16 protein-coding genes are annotated in these 17,254 nt (G+C 60.9%); 8 read left to right on the forward strand and 8 right to left on the reverse strand.

Going from position 1 to position 17,254, the window contains the following annotated elements; genetic code table 11:
* Positions 1-199: 199 nt before the first annotated feature.
* Together ACR0MO_RS19535 and ACR0MO_RS19540 are read left to right on the forward strand one after the other, a co-directional pair.
* A complete protein-coding gene (locus tag ACR0MO_RS19535; protein ID WP_170378838.1) occupies positions 200-406 on the forward strand; it encodes a cold-shock protein in 207 nt (68 codons plus the stop codon).
* 165 nt (positions 407-571) lie between these two features.
* Positions 572-1,126: a L,D-transpeptidase gene (locus ACR0MO_RS19540; RefSeq protein WP_170455512.1), complete on the forward strand. Its 555-nt coding sequence runs from the start codon at positions 572-574 to the stop codon at positions 1,124-1,126.
* An 8-nt stretch (positions 1,127-1,134) separates the two neighbouring features.
* Here ACR0MO_RS19540 and ACR0MO_RS19545 read toward each other — a convergent pair whose 3' ends face one another.
* Both ACR0MO_RS19545 and ACR0MO_RS19550 read right to left on the reverse strand, forming a co-directional pair.
* Complete coding sequence (locus tag ACR0MO_RS19545; protein ID WP_480892975.1) at positions 1,135-1,749, reverse strand: SOS response-associated peptidase; 615 nt, start codon at positions 1,747-1,749, stop codon at positions 1,135-1,137.
* Between the two features lie 3 nt (positions 1,750-1,752).
* Positions 1,753-2,433, reverse strand: coding sequence for an arylesterase (locus ACR0MO_RS19550; RefSeq protein WP_170455516.1), 681 nt, complete (start codon positions 2,431-2,433; stop codon positions 1,753-1,755).
* A gap of 12 nt (positions 2,434-2,445) precedes the next feature.
* On the opposite strand from ACR0MO_RS19550, the gene ACR0MO_RS19555 reads away from it, so the two are divergent.
* Both ACR0MO_RS19555 and ACR0MO_RS19560 read left to right on the forward strand, forming a co-directional pair.
* Entirely contained in the window at positions 2,446-3,141 is a 696-nt protein-coding gene (locus ACR0MO_RS19555; protein WP_170455518.1) for an ATP-binding cassette domain-containing protein, read from the forward strand.
* Complete coding sequence (locus ACR0MO_RS19560) at positions 3,138-5,666, forward strand: FtsX-like permease family protein (RefSeq protein WP_170623944.1); 2,529 nt, start codon at positions 3,138-3,140, stop codon at positions 5,664-5,666. Before ACR0MO_RS19555 ends, ACR0MO_RS19560 begins: the two co-directional genes overlap by 4 nt.
* A 2-nt stretch (positions 5,667-5,668) precedes the next feature.
* Here the strand turns inward: ACR0MO_RS19560 and ACR0MO_RS19565 are convergent, their stop codons facing one another.
* Positions 5,669-6,115, reverse strand: coding sequence for an Rrf2 family transcriptional regulator (locus ACR0MO_RS19565; protein ID WP_170455522.1), 447 nt, complete (start codon positions 6,113-6,115; stop codon positions 5,669-5,671).
* Positions 6,116-6,208: 93 nt separating this feature from the next.
* Between ACR0MO_RS19565 and ACR0MO_RS19570 the strand changes: the two genes are divergently transcribed.
* On the forward strand, positions 6,209-6,820 hold the full coding sequence (locus ACR0MO_RS19570) for a gamma-glutamylcyclotransferase family protein (protein WP_170623946.1): 612 nt from the start codon (positions 6,209-6,211) through the stop codon (positions 6,818-6,820).
* Between the two features lie 14 nt (positions 6,821-6,834).
* On the opposite strand, the gene gltX is transcribed toward ACR0MO_RS19570, so the two are convergent.
* On the reverse strand, positions 6,835-8,160 hold the full coding sequence (gene gltX / locus ACR0MO_RS19575) for a glutamate--tRNA ligase (protein WP_480892978.1): 1,326 nt from the start codon (positions 8,158-8,160) through the stop codon (positions 6,835-6,837).
* A gap of 216 nt (positions 8,161-8,376) precedes the next feature.
* Between gltX and ACR0MO_RS19580 the strand changes: the two genes are divergently transcribed.
* On the forward strand, positions 8,377-9,309 hold the full coding sequence (locus ACR0MO_RS19580; RefSeq protein ID WP_170455528.1) for an MBL fold metallo-hydrolase: 933 nt from the start codon (positions 8,377-8,379) through the stop codon (positions 9,307-9,309).
* A gap of 4 nt (positions 9,310-9,313) precedes the next feature.
* On the opposite strand, the gene ACR0MO_RS19585 is transcribed toward ACR0MO_RS19580, so the two are convergent.
* The 3 genes from ACR0MO_RS19585 to ACR0MO_RS19595 form a co-directional block, all read right to left on the reverse strand.
* On the reverse strand, positions 9,314-10,645 hold the full coding sequence (locus tag ACR0MO_RS19585) for an NAD(P)/FAD-dependent oxidoreductase (protein ID WP_170455530.1): 1,332 nt from the start codon (positions 10,643-10,645) through the stop codon (positions 9,314-9,316).
* A gap of 152 nt (positions 10,646-10,797) precedes the next feature.
* Positions 10,798-11,070 carry a hypothetical protein gene (locus tag ACR0MO_RS19590; RefSeq protein WP_170455532.1) on the reverse strand — a complete coding sequence of 91 codons (273 nt, stop codon included), beginning with the start codon at positions 11,068-11,070 and terminating at the stop codon, positions 10,798-10,800.
* Between the two features lie 270 nt (positions 11,071-11,340).
* Positions 11,341-12,999, reverse strand: coding sequence for an NAD+ synthase (locus ACR0MO_RS19595; protein ID WP_480627277.1), 1,659 nt, complete (start codon positions 12,997-12,999; stop codon positions 11,341-11,343).
* Positions 13,000-13,152: 153 nt separating this feature from the next.
* On the opposite strand from ACR0MO_RS19595, the gene ACR0MO_RS19600 reads away from it, so the two are divergent.
* On the forward strand, positions 13,153-14,634 hold the full coding sequence (locus ACR0MO_RS19600; protein ID WP_480781301.1) for an MORN repeat-containing protein: 1,482 nt from the start codon (positions 13,153-13,155) through the stop codon (positions 14,632-14,634).
* A gap of 4 nt (positions 14,635-14,638) precedes the next feature.
* Here the strand turns inward: ACR0MO_RS19600 and ACR0MO_RS19605 are convergent, their stop codons facing one another.
* Positions 14,639-15,304, reverse strand: coding sequence for an SDR family NAD(P)-dependent oxidoreductase (locus ACR0MO_RS19605; protein WP_480781302.1), 666 nt, complete (start codon positions 15,302-15,304; stop codon positions 14,639-14,641).
* Between the two features lie 290 nt (positions 15,305-15,594).
* On the opposite strand from ACR0MO_RS19605, the gene ACR0MO_RS19610 reads away from it, so the two are divergent.
* Entirely contained in the window at positions 15,595-17,163 is a 1,569-nt protein-coding gene (locus ACR0MO_RS19610) for a 2-isopropylmalate synthase (RefSeq protein ID WP_480892981.1), read from the forward strand.
* Positions 17,164-17,254: the final 91 nt, after the last annotated feature.

Below are 17,254 nucleotides of genomic sequence, written 5' to 3' on the forward strand. Positions count from 1 at the left end.
TTCGTCCTTAGAGTGTTGAAGTGAGCGTAGTAGCGGCATTCCACCCTTGCCACATGCCCACCCCAATGCCATATGCAAAGGGCTTACGTTTTTCTATTTCGACCTACTGTCTCCTTCTACGGCGCTCAGTCATTCGATCCAGACTACGACGCCAGGCTGCCGCATCCACGTGGGCAGCACCAATCAGGAGACAACGGATATGCCCGCAGGCACCGTAAAATGGTTCAACACCACCAAAGGCTACGGCTTTATCGCACCCGAAGATGGCGGCAAAGACATCTTCGTTCACATCTCGGCTGTCGAGCGTTCGGGCCTGACAGGTCTGGCCGACAACCAGAAAGTCACATACGAGCTGCGCTCGGGTCGTGACGGTCGCGAAAGCGCGGACAATATCGAGCTGGCCTAAGCCAGTCACGGGGTGAGGCGCAATCCTCACCCTTTTTTTGCGTGCGGCGCAGCGCGCAAGCGGAACACATCACGTTTCCGTTATATTTGCCCTAGAAATGACCAGATTTGCTATCATCCTGACAGTATAGTCATGATTGCATTGGTCATTTGAAGAGGCTCACCCATGTTCACACGCCGTGTGTTTCTTGCCGGAACGGCTGCCAGCCTGCTGCCGGGTATCGCCAGCGCCAAAAAGGCGGTCGAGTATGATCCGACGCCGCAATTTGTGCGGATCAAGAAGCAATTCGTTCCCGGTCAGCTGCTGGTCGTGCCCCGATCCTTCTACCTCTATTACGTGACCGAACCGCGCAAGGCGATCCGTTACGGCTGCGGTGTCGGCAAGGCGGGACTGGAGTTCACGGGCACCGCGACCATCGACGTCAAGAAGGAATGGCCCACCTGGCGGCCTACAGATGAGATGATCGAACGTGATCCGGTGGCTTATGCCAAGTTCAAAGACAACGATTATGTGCAACCGGGCGGAGGGGACAATCCGCTGGGCGCCCGTGCGCTCTATCTTTTCCAGAACGGGGTCGATACGTATTTCCGCATTCATGGGACGACACAGCCGCAGACCATCGGGCGGGCGGCCTCGAACGGGTGCATTCGGATGCTCAATGAGCATGTGGTCGATCTGTATAACCGGGTTCCGATTGGAACGGTTGTAACCGTGGTCTGACCGGCTGGTCAGGGCGCGGACCAGTCAACATCTATTGCTTCTTCGATATGCAACAGCCCGTCTGGCCACGGGCGCGTTAACTGTTTGGCCTGATCTTCCGAGCCGGTCAGCCATAAATCAATGCCTGCGCGATCCAGCAGCACACCCATCCGGTGGTGGATGGGTTTCACGTCGCCATTCGGCTCGCAGGTGACGGCGGCAAACTGATCGACCTGCAACCCGCCTGGGGCCTGCCAGGTGTCGGTAATCGCCGCGAAGAACAGTGGCGCACCGTCAGCAGACAAGATACGCCATGCGGTCTTGCGGCGTTTCTCTCCGGTCCATTCGTACCACCCATCCACCGGGATAACTGCGCGGCCAACGCCCTCAAACGCGGTCTTGTCGAAGACGGTCTCGGAGCGGGCGTTGATGATGGTCTCCATCACCGGGCGCCCTCGGGCATTGACCCGACCGACGGGGATCATGCCCCAGCGCATGGGTACCAGCCCGGATTGCGTCAGCACCAGCATCTCTTGACCAGGCTGGATGTTGCTGCGGGGCGGTTGTTCGGGGACATCCGCCGAAACACCAAGCAAATCGGCGATTTCGGCGATAGGTCGCGTCAGAAAGAACCGTCCCGGCATGAGCTACCCTTGTTCTGCGACCTCGTTGGCCAGTTGCAGCACTTTTGGCCCCAAAGCCTCGACAATAAGGGCGACGCCCTTGGCGTTGGGATGAATGCCATCGGGCTGCATGAACGCGCCAACAGCATTCGGATCGTCAACCGCCGTCAGCCCTTCAAAGAAGCTGTCTGCGTAAAGCGTCTGATACTGCTGCGCCAAATCGGGATAGATGCTGTCGAAGCTCTGCTTGTAGTCCGGGCCATAATTGCCGGGGGCTTGCATGCCCACCAGTAACACCTCAACCTCCCCCGCTTGCGCGGTGGTCAGGATCTTCTCGAGGTTTGATCGAGACACATCCGGGTCGATCCCGCGCAGCAGATCATTGCCGCCCAGCGCGACGATCATCCCATCCACCTCGGGCGTCAGGGTCCAGTCCACTCGCGCAGCACCACCGGCCGTGGTATCGCCCGAAACACCCGCATTGATCAACCGGACATCCGCGCCTTGCGCCTGCAGCCACCGTTCCAGTTGCGAAACAAACCCGTCCTCTTCAACCAGCCCATAGCCTTGCGTCAGCGAGTCCCCCAATGCGGCGATAATCACAGGTTCGGCTGTGGCCGCAAAACCGCAGCTTGCAAAAAGGCCTGCGATCAAAGTCTTGCGCAAAGTCGTATCCGCTCCATATCCCACAAGTGTTGCCTCCATTTGGAAAGACCTATGACTCAGCCTGTTCTTTCGCTCCAAAATGCCGCTTTGTCGCTGGATGGCAATGCCGGGCGTGTGGATATTCTGCATGGCATCACGCTGTCGGTAAAGCAGGGTGAGACCTTGGGGCTGGTTGGGCCATCCGGGTCGGGCAAGTCATCCCTTCTGATGCTGATGGGTGGGCTGGAACAGGCGACCGGAGGCTCCGTCACGGCCTTGGGGCAGGACCTGACCGGGATGGACGAGGATCATCTGGCGCGGTTCCGGCGCGATACGATGGGTGTGGTGTTTCAGAACTTCCACCTGATCCCGACCATGACTGCGCTGGAAAACGTAGCCACGCCACTGGAACTGGCCGGTCACAAGGATGCCTTTGCCCGGGCCGAGGCCGAGTTGGATTCGGTTGGCCTGTCGCATCGGCGCGACCACTATCCGGCGCAGTTGTCGGGCGGTGAGCAGCAACGCGTGGCACTGGCCCGGGCCTCGGCCCCGCGCCCGCAGATCCTGCTGGCGGATGAACCCACGGGAAATCTGGATGAGGCAAACGGGGCCGCCATTGTCGATTTGCTGTTTGGCTTGCGCGACAGACACGGCGCGACGCTGATCCTCGTGACCCATAGCCATACACTGGCCGACCGGTGCGACCGCGTTGTCCGCCTGCGCGACGGGCGCATTGCCGAGGATGCACGGAAAGAGGCTGCAGAATGAGCCTACGACTGGCCGGGCGGCTGGCGCGGCGGGAACTGCGCGGAGGCCTGCGCGGATTTCGTATCTTTCTGGCCTGTCTGGCCCTTGGGGTCGCGGCTATCGCCGCTGTGGGATCGGTCCGATACGCCATCCAGACCGGGCTGACACAGGAAGGCGCGGCACTGCTGGGCGGCGACGCCGAGTTGGAATTCACTTACCGTTTTGCCACCGCAGAAGAGCGTGCATGGATGGAAAACACCGCCGAGGCGGTCTCGGAGGTTGTGGATTTCCGATCACTGGCGGTTGCCCCGCTTGAAACGGGCACCGAGCGCGCGTTGACGCAGGTGAAGGCCGTTGATGCCGCCTATCCCTTGCTTGGTGAGGTCGGGCTGAACCCTGACATGCAGCTGTCTGATGCGTTGGAGGGGCACAACGATCTACCGGGCGCGGTGATGGAACAGGTCCTGATGGACCGGCTTGGCCTTTCGGTGGGCGATGTATTTGCGCTGGGAACGCAGGATTTCGTTCTGAGGGCCGCCCTGACCGCCGAGCCTGACGGGGCCGCAGACGGGTTTGGCCTTGGCCCCAGAACGCTGGTTCGCACCGCAGATCTTAGCGCGTCTGGCTTGTTGGAACCCGGCACTTTGTTTTCGACCAAATACCGGTTGGACCTTCCGGAAACAGCCAATCTTGAGGTAACCGCAACCGAGGCCGCCCAGACCTTTGAAGGCACCGGAATGCGCTGGACGGATGCCCGAAACGGAGCGCCCGGCATTGCCGAATTCGTCGGGCGGCTCAGCGCCTTTCTGGTTCTGGTGGGCCTGTCTGGCTTGGCCGTGGGCGGTATCGGCGTGTCCGCCGCCGTACGGGCGTACCTGTCGCAGAAAACGGAAACCATCGCCACACTACGCACATTGGGGGCGGATCGGGCGACCGTGTTTCAGACCTATATGATCCAGATCGGGCTGTTGTCCGGGATCGGCATCGTCATTGGATTGGCCCTGGGTGGATTGGCCCCTGTCCTGCTGGCCCCCATCATCGAAAGCCAATTGCCCGTCCCGGCGGTGTTTTCGATCTATCCCCAACCCCTGGCCGAGGCTGCCCTGTATGGCTTGCTGACAGCGTTTCTGTTCACCCTCTGGCCGCTGGCCCGAACCGAGAAGGTGCGCGCCGCCACCCTGTTCCGCGACGCCCTGACCTCGGCCCGGCAGATACCCCGGTTGATTTACGTTCTGGCAACCGGGCTGGGTCTGGCCATTCTGATCGCAGCGGCGGCGTGGTTCAGCGGCTCGGCGCGGCTGACGCTTTGGACCAGTGGCGGGTTGGTCGGGGCGCTGTTCCTTTTGTCACTGGCCGCTTTCGCAATTCGCTGGCTGGCCCGCAAGGGCGTTCCGTGGTCGCGCGGCCACCCGCCACTGCGATGGGCGCTGGCCGCCATCTCGGACCCACGCGAAGGCGCGGAGTCTGTGGTTCTGTCCCTTGGTCTGGGCCTTTCTGTGCTTGCCGCCGTGGGCCAGATCGATGGTACATTGCGCAATGCCATCTCGGGCAATCTGCCGGACGTTGCGCCCTCGTATTTCTTTGTCGACATCCAGAAGGATCAAATGCCCGGTTTTACCGAGCGTCTGGAAACCGACCCCGCTGTCAGTCGCCTTGAAAGCGCCCCGATGCTGCGTGGGATCATCACCCGGATCAACGGCCAGCCCGCCCGCGAGGTTGCAGGCAGCCACTGGGTACTGGAGGGAGACCGGGGCATCACCTACTCTGCCCTCCCGCCCGAGAATGCGCGCATCACGGCGGGCGAATGGTGGGCTGAGGGCTATGCAGGTGACCCCCAGATCAGCTTTGCCGCCGAAGAGGCCGAGGAAATGGGCCTGAAACTTGGCGATACGCTGACCGTGAACATTCTGGGCCGCGACATCACCGCGACGATTACATCCTTTCGCGAGGTTGATTTTTCGACCGCCGGCATCGGCTTCATCATGTCGATGAACCCGTCGGCGCTGGCCGGTGCGCCACATAGTTTCATCGCCACCGTCTATGCCGAGGAGCAGGCCGAGGCCGCGATCCTGCGCGATCTGGCAGGTCAGTTTCCCAATATCACCGCCATCCGGGTGCGCGATGCCATAGACCGTGTCTCGGGCCTGCTGGTAGGGCTGGCCTCGGCGACATCCTACGGGGCCGGGGTGTCGCTGCTGACTGGGTTTCTGGTGCTGATCGGCGCAGCCGCTGCCGGTGAACCGGCCCGACGGTACGAGGCTGCAATCCTGAAAACAATCGGGGCCGACCGTCGCCGCATTCTGCTCAGCTTCACCCTGCGTGCGATGTTGCTGGGTGCCGCGGCAGGCTTCGTCGCCCTGCTGGTCGGTATCTTGGGCGGCTGGGCTGTGGCGACCTATATCTTCGACACCGGGTTCGCGGTGATCTGGCCCTCGGCACTGGGCATCGTGATCACAGGGGTCATCGTCACCCTTGTCGCGGGGCTGATCTTTGCGCTGCGCCCCTTATCCGTCCGACCCGCCCGCATTCTGCGCGCCAGCGACTGAGCTTAACGCATACAGGCGACCGGCTGCAGGATTTTCAGCAGCGGATCATTATCGCAGACCAGCGCATCCAGCGTGATGTCGTCGAGCGATGCGTAAAACACCTCGGCGGCGTCCTGCAAGGCCACCCGCAAGCGGCAGGCGTCGGTCAGCGGACAGGTATTGTCGGCATCCGCAAAACACTCGGCAATCGGCAGCGATCCTTCCACATGCCGGAATACGGCACCAATGCGGATCTGATCCGCCGGGCGTGCCAGAGACATGCCACCATTCCGGCCGCGCTGCGTGCTCAGATAGTCCAACTGACCCAGTTGATTGATCACCTGCGCCAGATGGTTTTCCGAGATGTTGCACACTTCGGCGATCTCGGATTTCGTCACCAGCCGCTCCGGGTGCGCCGCGCAATACATCAGCAGGCGCACAGCAATATTCGTTCGTTTGGTAATCCGCATATGGGCCTCCCTCACATAATGATGCAGCCTTATTGCATGTCCGGGAAAAAAGCGGTTTGACATACATCAATCGATCGAAAGGCGCGTTCGCAGATGGCAGACCCCTATTTCTTTGGCTATGGCAGCCTTGTGAACCTGGCCACCCATGATTTTCCCGACCCACGACCGGCAAAACTGAAGGGCTGGCGGCGGGCCTGGAAACACACCGAACTGCGCCCGGTCGCCTTTCTGACGGCGGTCCCGGACCCCGAGTCCGAGATCGAAGGCATGATCGCGCATGTTCCCAAGAACGACTGGGCCGCGCTGGATGAAAGGGAATGGGCCTATGACCGGATACCCGTGACACAATCGGTTACACATCCGCTGACCCATGACGTTGAAATCGCGGTCTATGCCGTCCCGCAAGCCCGGCATAATGCGCCGACCAATCACCATCCTTTACTGCTCAGCTACATTGACGTTGTCGTGCAAGGATACCTGCGCATTTTCGGACCAGACGGGGTGGACCGGTTCTTTGCCACGACCGATGGCTGGGACGCACCTGTGTTGAATGACCGGGCCGAACCGAGGTATCCGCGCCACCAACAACTCAAACCGGATGAGAGTGCCTTTGTGGATGACCGCCTGCAGCGCGCGTCGGTGAAGATCATCCAACCACAACAACAAAAAGAGGCAGACGAATTGCCTGCCTCTTTCAAGTTCTAAATTGTCAGGGGCATTCAGCCCCGCGCGCGGATCACCTGCAGCAAGGGCAGCAGCGCCGCCATTTCAGGCCCGCGCTCCATCCCCGTCAGCGCCTTGCGCAGCGGCATGAACAGGCCCTTGCCTTTGCGGCCCGTCGCTTCTTTTACTGCTTTGGTCCAGGCACCCCATGTCTCTCCGTCAAACGGGCCTTCGGGCAGCAGCGCCATGGCGTCCGAGATGAACTCCCGGTCTTCATCCGCGATCAAGGGCTCGGCCCCATCCCGGCACAGTTCCCACCAGCCTTTCAGATCGGACAGAGCGGTGATGTTTTCACGCGCCATGGCCCAGAACGGCTCGGCCAGTTCGGCAGGAACACCCGCATCGGCCACAGCATCAGCAACTTCCGCCAGCGGCAGCGATTGCAAGTGTTTCGCGGTCAGCGGGAACAGGTCCTGCACGTCAAACTTGGTCGGCGCAGCCCCAAAGCGGTTCACATCAAACCCATCGATCAACTCGGCCATGTCCGAGCGCAGCTCGACCGGATCAGACGACCCCAGCCGCGCCATCAGGCTCAGCAGCGCCATAGGCTGCACGCCCTGCTCGCGCAGATCGCGCAGGGCCAGCGTGCCCAGACGTTTCGACAGCGCCTCACCCTGCGGGCCGGTCAGCAGCGAATGATGCGCGAAACGCGGACAAGTTCCGCCCAGCGCCTCGATGATCTGAATTTGCGTCGCCGTGTTGGTCACATGGTCCGAACCGCGTACCACGTCGGTCACGCCCATCTCGGTATCGTCGACCACAGACGCAATCGTATAAAGAACCTGACCGTCGCCACGGATCAGCACCGGGTCCGAAACGGACGCCGCATCAATGGAAATGTCGCCCAGAATGCCATCGGTCCATTCGATCCGCTCATGATCCAGCTTGAACCGCCAGACGCCGTTGCCCCGCTCGGCCCGCAGCGCCTCTTTTTCAGTGTCCGACAGGTTCAGCGCGGCGTGGTCATAGACCGGCGGCTTGCCCATGTTCAGTTGCTTCTTGCGCTTCAGATCCAGCTCGGTCGGCGTCTCGAACGCCTCGTAAAACCGGCCCATCTCGCGCAGCTTGTCGGCGGCTTCGGCATAGCGGTCCAGACGGTCCGACTGACGCTCGACCTTGTCCCAATGCAGCCCCAGCCATTCCAGATCCTGCTTGATCGCGTCGACATATTCTTCCTTCGACCGCTCGGGGTCTGTGTCGTCGATGCGCAGGATGAACGTACCGCCTGCCTTGCGGGCGATCAGATAGTTCATCAGGGCGGTGCGCAGGTTGCCCACATGGATGTAACCGGTGGGCGACGGGGCGAAACGGGTGGTTGTCATGGGTGTCTCCTGTTGGCGCGGCTCTTGTCACAAAGGCGCGATTTTGTCCAGCAGGGGTTTCGGATCGTTCGCACCATACCCAGCTTCAAGATCGCGGGGCGAAAACCATGGAACACGTAATGTTCATCCAATTGCGCGCCAAACCGGGCTATACACTGGCGCACGACCCGCAACGAACTAACTTATTATCTGGCGTTCTGACAGGGAGACGAAGACATGGCCATCAACTTAACACGCAGAGCGGCCCTGGGCGCCGCCGCAGCCCTTCCATTTGCATCCGCAACAACCCCGCTTTTGGCAGCCGGGGCCGAGACCAAGGCGAACTCGACCATTGCAAGATCGTTCCAGTTGGGCGACTTCACCGTCACAACGCTGCTGGACGGCAGTCTGCCGCGCGATGGTGCGCAAGAGATCTTTGGCGGCGGTGCATCAGACGAAGACTTTGCACGCGTCTCGGCGGAAAACTTCATTTCGCCCGACGTTGCGCAGTTCTTCTTTACGCCGACGCTGGTGAATACGGGGGCCGAGCTGGTTCTGTTCGACACCGGGCTTGGTCAGGGCGGCATTCAGGCGGCCCTTGCAGATGCCGGGGTGACACCGGATCAGATCGACGTCGTTGTCATCACCCATATGCATCCCGACCACATTGGCGGTATGACCACCAATGACGCTGAGACATTCCCCAATGCGCGCTATGTCACCGCCGCGCAGGAATATGATTTCTGGTCCGCGCAGGAGGCTGGCAACCGGGTCGGTGATCTGGTCGCGGCAAAAGTCACACCTTTGGCCGAGAAAATGACGTTCATCGAAGATGGCGGCGACGTTGTCTCTGGTGTGACGGCAATGGCGACGTTCGGCCATACGCCTGGCCATATGGTTTATCACCTGGAAAGCAATGGCCAGCGGCTGATCCTGACGGCAGACCTTGCCAATCACTATGTCTGGTCCTTCGCGCACCCCGAATGGGAGGTTCGTTTTGACATGGACAAGGCTGCAGCCACTGACTCCCGCCGCAAAATCCTGGGTCTGCTGGCCGCCGACAAGGTGCCGATGATCGGCTATCACATGCCGTTCCCGGCTGCCGGGTATGTCGAGACCCGCGGCGAAGGGTTCCGTTTTGTCCCGGTCAGCTATCAGATGATGGGCTGACGCCTCAATACCCGGGGTCCGGCCGCACCCTTGAGCCATCCGTGAAACGCGACAGGCGGAAGGCGGCCGGATCCACACAGGGCGTGGACTGCATCACCAGATCGGCCATCAGGCGACCTGCACCGGGCCCGATACCGAAGCCATGGCCCGAAAACCCGGTGGCGATGAACATGCCGGGGATATCCTCAACGCCCGAGATCACCGGGATCGCGTCGGGCGTCACATCGATCAGCCCGGCCCAGCTTTGCACCACTTCGGCCTGCTGTAGCGCCGGAAAGGCCTTTATCGCGTTGGCCCAGGATGTGCGCAGGGTCTTCGGCGATGGTTCGGGGTCCAGAACGCGGCAATGCTCGAACGGGGTCACGTCGGTAGGCACCCACGACCGGTCCTGCGCCACCTCGGCCTTCCAACGACCAGAGAGCCGAAAGCGCAGGGATTTCCATTCCTGAAAAAACGCAGGCAGGAATTGCCATGCAAGGCGAAAGCTGTCGGGTACGATGTCATAGGTGTTTTGATGGGCCGAGGCGATGGAATACCCTCCATCCGCGCGTTTTCGGATTGCAAAGTCATCGGACCACAGCGCTGTGTCCGGCCCATCCTCGACAGGTGAGCTTCGCAGGACGGTGTTCAGCACTTTCAGCTGCGGCAGATCAATGCCTGCATTGCCCGCAAACAAGCGCGACCACGCGCCGCCTGCCAGCACCACCCTGTCGCAGGCCACGCGCCCGCGTTCCGTGAACACGCCGGCAACGCGTCCGCCCTGCACGTCAAGGCTGCGCACGGCGCAATTGGTCATGATCGCCGCCCCCCGGTCGCGGGCCCCTTCGGCAATCGCAGGTGCCGCAAGCTGAGGCTCGGCGCGCCCGTCCTGCGGCATGTGCAGCGCGCAATCGAGTGTGCCGGTATAGCCGGGCAACATTTCCGCCAGTTCAGACGCTGGCACAATCCGCGCCCCGGTTTGCAATCCGTCCAAATGGCGCAACCAGCATTGCAGATTGCCGGCCTCCCGCGCCCCTGATGCACCGAACAGGATGCCCGATTGCACGTATCCGGTTTGCCGTCCAAGACGATTGTCCAGGTTTTGCCAGATCCGGGTGGCTTCCTGCATCAACGGAATTTCGCGCGGGTCGCGCATCCCCAGACGCACCCAACCCCAATTGCGCGAACTTTGTTCCCCCGCGATCTGCCCCTTTTCACACAACAGGACGGACACGCCCCGTTCGGCCAGTTCCAGCGCGGTTGAAACGCCAATGATACCGCCGCCGATCACGACGGTGTCTACGGATTTTGGCAGGGAAAGATCGGATTCAAATGGGGTCGGTTTGGGACCGGGCATTTACCGCTCATACTCAATTTATCAGAGTACAAGGATGCTGAACTTGCCGGTCCTGACAACAGGTTTTCAGCACAGCCCTATCAAATGTGCGGACGTGTGGCAGCCGCGCCAAAGCATACGCCCGGCGGGTCACTTCAGGTTCTGACTCAGAGTTAGGCGGCGCCGGACAGTTCAGCCCATTTCTGACGCAGTGACGCCGACAATCCGGCCTCTTTTGCGTCGGCTTGCGCCGAAACCTCTTTTTGCGATTTCAGATCGGGAAATTCCAGCCGCTGCGATGGTTCGGCCTTGTCTTCCGCTGCTTGTTCGCCAAGCAGGTCAGCAATGGCCGCGTCCAGCTTTTCTTCATCCAGTTCCTGCGCCGGAGATTCCATCGTTCTGTACTGCCACGGCGCGTGCAGAGACTTATCGTATTCCTCGTACATGTTAACACCACACTATTAACTCAGACATCCAACCCCGGATGCGCCGCACGAGACAAAAATCACTTGTCGAAAAACTGCGAACTTAACAGCAATGCGTCACATCCGCCCCACATTGGGCAACTTCCAAGCATAAATGTGGCAGAAAAATGTCAGCCGAACAAGGTTAAGAACCCCTTTGGGGCCATGATTTCAGCCTCAATGACCCACAAATGGAAACAATATAAGGTCATGATGCGGAACTGTTTTCAGAAACAAGGCCGCGTATCGGCCTCAGCCCCGATCCCGCCAGCGATTCACGATGGGATAGCGTCTGTCCAGCCAGAACGCACGGCTGGTCAGACGGGTGCCGGGGGCAGACTGGAACCGCTTGTATTCGCTGATATAGACCAGATGTTCGACCTTGCGGGCGTCCTGTTCGCCATATCCGGCCGCGACACAATCGGCGATGGAACCGTCCTGATCCACCAGAATGTTCAGAATACCGTCCAGCACCGGATAATCCGGCAGGCTGTCGCTGTCTTTCTGATCTTCGCGCAGCTCCGCGCTTGGAGGTTTGTCGATGACCGAGGGGCGAATGACTTCACCCTCCGGGCCCATCATCCACGCACGGTGATTGGCATTGCGCCAGCGGCAGGTCTCGAACACGCGGGTCTTGTAGAGGTCCTTGATTGGGTTGTAGCCGCCATTCATGTCCCCATAGATCGTGGCATAGCCCACCGCGACCTCGGATTTGTTGCCCGTGGTCAGCAACATCTCGCCAAATTTGTTCGAGATCGCCATCAGCAGCACACCGCGCAGGCGGGACTGGATGTTCTCTTCGGTCAGGTCCGCGTCGCGCCCTTCAAACAGGGGGGCCAGCGTATCCGTTACCGCAGCCCGGCTGTCCGAGATCGGAACAAAGTCGTAGTGCACGCCCAGCGCTTTGGCGACCGCCTCGGCATCGTCCAGTGAGGCCTGGCTGGTGTATTCCGACGGCAGCATCACGCAGCGCACATTCTCTGCCCCGATGGCATCCACGGCTATGGCCGCGACCAGAGCGGAATCTACACCGCCCGACAGACCCAGCAACGCCTTTTTGAAACCGGTCTTCCCCATATAATCGCGTAAGGATTCCACCATGGCGCGGTAATCCTGTTCCCACGCATCGGGTTGAGGCACAATCTCGGCGGGGATAATCCGCCAGCCGTCATCGCCCCGCTCAAGGTCCACATGGGTGACGGTTTCGTCAAAAACCGGCATGCGAAAGGCAAGCTCTCCGCCCGGGTTCAGGCCGAATGTGGCACCGTCGAACACCTGATCGTCCTGCCCACCCACCATATTCAGGTAAATCAGCGGCAGGCCGGTCTCGACCACCCGCGCGACCATATGGTTCAGGCGCACATCGTATTTGTCCCGGAAATAAGGCGAGCCATTGGGGATCAGCAGAAACTCGGCCCCGGTTTCTTCCAGCGTTTCGGCAACATCCGGGTGCCAGCTATCCTCGCAGATCGGGCTGCCGATGCGCGAGTTCCCGACCGAATACGGCCCGCCCAGAGGGCCGGAATCATACAGGCGCACCTCGTCAAAAACCGTCTCGTTCGGCAGGTGATGTTTCAAAACCTTGCTGGTGATCCGCCCGCCCTTGAGGATCAGATAGGCGTTGAACAGGCTGTCGTTCTCGGCCCAAGGTCCACCAATCGCCACAGCCGGACCATCCGCGCATTGCGCGGCCAGATCCTGCACCGCTGCCATCGCGGCACGGTGGAAGACCGGCTTCAGGATCAGGTCCTGCGTGTTGTACCCGGTGATGAACATCTCGGGAAACGCCACAAGATCGGCCCCGGCCTCGCGGGCTTGCTCCCACACGGCCAAGGCTTTGGCTGCGTTGCCCTCGATATCGCCCACGGTGGGGTTAAGCTGTGCCAGAGTGATGCGGAAACGGTCGGCCATGCTGCCCTCTTGCCCTCGTTGGTGCTAATGCATTTAGCAGATCGTTGCGCGAGTGAAAGACCAATGCCGCAAAAGCCGTTGCTCTGACCTGTGCGGTCCCTTATTTTTGCGCCAACCAAAGCGAAAACGATCACCGGGCAGGCAGGACGATACATGAAGCTGATCCGCAACTCTCTCACAGTCGGGATTCTGTCCCTGACGATGACAGCCGCATTTGCCCAGGACGGGACGGTGATCACCAAGGATGACGAGGTCGGCGGCGTCTATGAGGGCACGTTCGAAAACGGGCTGCGCCATGGCACCGGAACCTACCGCCTACCCAACGGGTTTGAATATACCGGCGAATGGGTCGAAGGCGTCATTCAGGGCCAGGGCACGGCGCGTTTTGCCGACGGGTCGGTCTATGTCGGGCAATTCGCCGAAGGCAAGCCCGAGGGTCAGGGCAAGATCAGCTATGCCGATGGCGGTTCCTACGAAGGCGAATGGCAAGGTGGCGGCATCAACGGCACCGGTGTCGCGGAATACGCCAGCGGCGTGCGTTACGAGGGTGAATTTAAGGACTCGCGCCACCATGGCACGGGCACGCGCACGGACCCCAGCGGCTATGTCTACGACGGCGATTGGGCTGATGGCCAAATGCAGGGCAAGGCCAGGATCACCTACCCGGACGGGTCGGTTTACGACGGCGACGTGCAGCAGGGCCAACGCCATGGGCAGGGTCTTTGGATCCAGTCGGACGGTCTGGAATATGACGGCCAGTGGGTCGAGAACCTGATGACCGGCACCGGGCGAATGACGCTGGCCAATGGCGATGTCTACGAAGGCGAAGTTGCGAAAGGCCGCCGTCAAGGCAAGGGCAAAGAAACCTACGCCAATGGCAGCGTCTACGAGGGCGATTATGAAGACGACCGCCGCCATGGCAAGGGCACCTTCGTTGGCACCGATGGCTACCGCTATTCCGGGGAATGGTCGCAAGGCCAGATCGAAGGCTTTGGCGAGATCACCTATCCGGACGGCTCGGCCTATATCGGTGAGCTGAGCGCAGATCTGCCGCACGGCAAGGGCCAAAGCACATATGCCGACGGAACCGTCTATGACGGCGACTGGATTGCCGGGGTTTTTGAGGGGCGCGGCACGGCGACCTACCCCAATGGCACGGTCTATTCAGGCCAGTTCCGCAACGCCCTGAGCCACGGCACCGGCACGGTCACCTTTGCCAATGGCTATCGCTATGAAGGCGAATGGATCGACGGTGCGCGGCAAGGCAAAGGGAAATCAACCTTTGCCGACGGCACGGTGTACGAGGGCGATTTCATCGATGGCGCTCGCCATGGAAAGGGAACGATCACGGCCCCCAGCGGCTTTACCTACACCGGCGACTGGTTTGACGGCAAAATCACCGGTGTAGGCGTGGCAACCTATGCTTCGGGCGATGTGTATGAGGGCGGCTTTTTCGAAAACAAACGTCAGGGACAGGGCACAATGCGCTATGCCAACGGGCAAGAGCAATCGGGCCTTTGGGACAACGACGCCCTGTCGTCAGAAGATGCGGCACCCACCGAGGGCACACCAGACGCAGAACCGGATGCGCCAAGCGCCGGGGAACCGGAAACCGAGGCCCCCGCAGAGAACTGACCTGCTACCAGGGCACCCGCTTCCCGGCCCAGTCGAAGAACCCACCCGTGTCGTCTTGGGTCAGCGCCCCCGTCACACGCAGCAGGTTTTCAGCAGCCTCCTCTGGCGCGACAGCGGGGTGTCGGCCTAGGTATTTCCGCGTGAACTCGGTTTTGACCGTTCCGGGGTGCAAGGCGACGCAAATCGCCTGTTTGTGCGTCCGGGCCAACTCGATAGACGCCGTGTGAACCACCTGATTAACCGCAGCCTTGGCCGCGCGATAACTGACCCACCCGCCCATTCGATTGTCGCCAATCGATCCGACCCGCGCTGACAAAACCGCAATCACGGATCGCCTGTCGCGCGGCAGCAACCGATGCGCCCGGCCAAGGATCAGCGCAGGGCCGACCGTATTCAGAGCATACTGATCCATCATGGCCCGCGCCGTCACAGCGCGCATGGTTTTCTCGGGCTGCGCGCCATTGATCTCCAATGCGCCTGACGCGACCAGGACCAGATCGAACGGCCCCTGCAGGTCATCCAGACGCGCCAACGCCACCTCGGGCCGGGTCAGATCGAACCCGTCGTGCGACCGGGACAGGCCGGTCACCGCCACGCGCTGTGCCACAAGCCGGTCGCAGATTGCGCCGCCGATCCCCCCGGATGCACCAATGATCAAAGCTGTCTTCATACCGCCCCACCTAGCGGCAGCACAGATGGGTTCAACACGCAAAGCAAAAGAAACCGGGGCAAATCCGCAAAGCCTGAAAATTGGTTCTTTTCATTCCCCTTCTGCTCTGTATAAGTTTCGCCCATGATCAACCGCGCAGATATCCCTTTTATCGACACCGCCCTTGGCGGTACGTCGCTGCGTGGCCTACTGATCCTAATCCGCCTCTGAGCGTGCCACCCGGCGCGCCCGCTCAGAGGAGGACGCCCGCGCGCCATAGGCTTTAGGACAGAAGAAGAAAGAGAAATCCCATGACCAACGTGACCGACCAAGACCGCGTCTTGATCTTCGATACCACTTTGCGCGACGGCGAGCAGAGCCCCGGCGCCACCATGACCCATGAAGAAAAGCTGGAGATCGCCGAACTGCTGGACGAGATGGGCGTCGACATCATCGAGGCGGGTTTTCCCATCGCCTCGGAAGGCGATTTCAAAGCCGTCACCGAAATTTCCCAGCGCGCCAAGAACAGCCGCATCTGTGGTCTGGCCCGCGCCAATTTCAACGATATCGACCGGTGCTGGGAGGCGATCAAACACGCCGAGAAAAGCCGCATTCACACATTTATCGGCACCTCTCCGCTGCATCGGGCCATTCCGAACCTGACCCAGGACGAGATGGCCGAGAAAATCCACGACACCGTCATCCATGCCCGCAATCTGTGCGAAAACGTGCAGTGGTCGCCGATGGATGCAACGCGGACCGAGTGGGACTACCTGTGCCGTGTGATCGAGATTGCGATCAAGGCGGGTGCGACCACGATCAACATTCCCGACACGGTGGGCTACACGGCACCGCTGGAATCGGCTGATTTGATCAAGCGTCTGATCGCAACCGTCCCCGGCGCGGATGAGGTCGTGTTTGCGACCCACTGCCACAACGATCTGGGCATGGCGACGGCGAACTCGCTGGCGGCCGTCATCGGCGGCGCGCGTCAGATCGAATGCACCATCAACGGTCTGGGTGAGCGTGCGGGCAACACCGCGCTGGAAGAGGTCGTGATGGCCATGCGCACGCGCAACGATATCATGCCCTACCACACCGGTATCGACACCACCAAGATCATGCATATCTCGCGCCGGGTCGCCACCGTGTCGGGCTTCAACGTGCAGTTCAACAAGGCCATCGTCGGCAAGAACGCATTTGCCCACGAAAGCGGCATCCATCAGGACGGGATGCTGAAGAACCGTGACAATTTCGAGATCATGCGCCCCGAAGATGTCGGCCTTACCGGCACATCCCTGCCGCTGGGCAAACATTCGGGCCGCGCCGCCCTGCGCGACAAACTTGAGACGCTTGGCTTTGAGGTCGGGGACAACCAGCTTCGCGATATCTTTGTCCGCTTCAAGGACCTGGCCGACCGCAAAAAAGAGGTCTTTGACGACGACCTGATCGCCCTGATGACGCTGGACGAGGCGGATGACTACCTGCAACTGGTGTCGATGAAGGTCACCTGCGGCACTGGCGGACAGGCCGAGTCGACGGTCGAGCTGGAGATGGACGGCAAGGACATCATCGCAACCGAACATGGGGATGGGCCGGTCGATGCCACCTTCAAGGCGATCCGTGCGATTTACCCCAACAAAGCGCATTTGCAGCTCTATCAGGTGCACGCGGTGACCGAAGGCACGGACGCGCAAGCCACCGTCTCGGTGCGTCTGGAAGAAGACGGCATGATCGCCACCGGCCAATCTGCAAACACAGATACCGTCGTAGCCTCGGCCAAGGCGTATATCCACGCGCTGAACCGTCTGATCATGCGTCGTGAGAAAGCAGGCCCCGGAGCGGACACGCGCGAGATCAGTTACAAGGACCTGACCTAAACAGACCAAAGGCTCCCGCACCCGCGGCGGCCCGGCTTCGCCGACCCTTCTTGGGTTTTGGGCCCGGCAGCGCGCCTGCGGCGCGCTGCCG

The organism is Ruegeria sp. K5, from assembly GCF_056531805.1.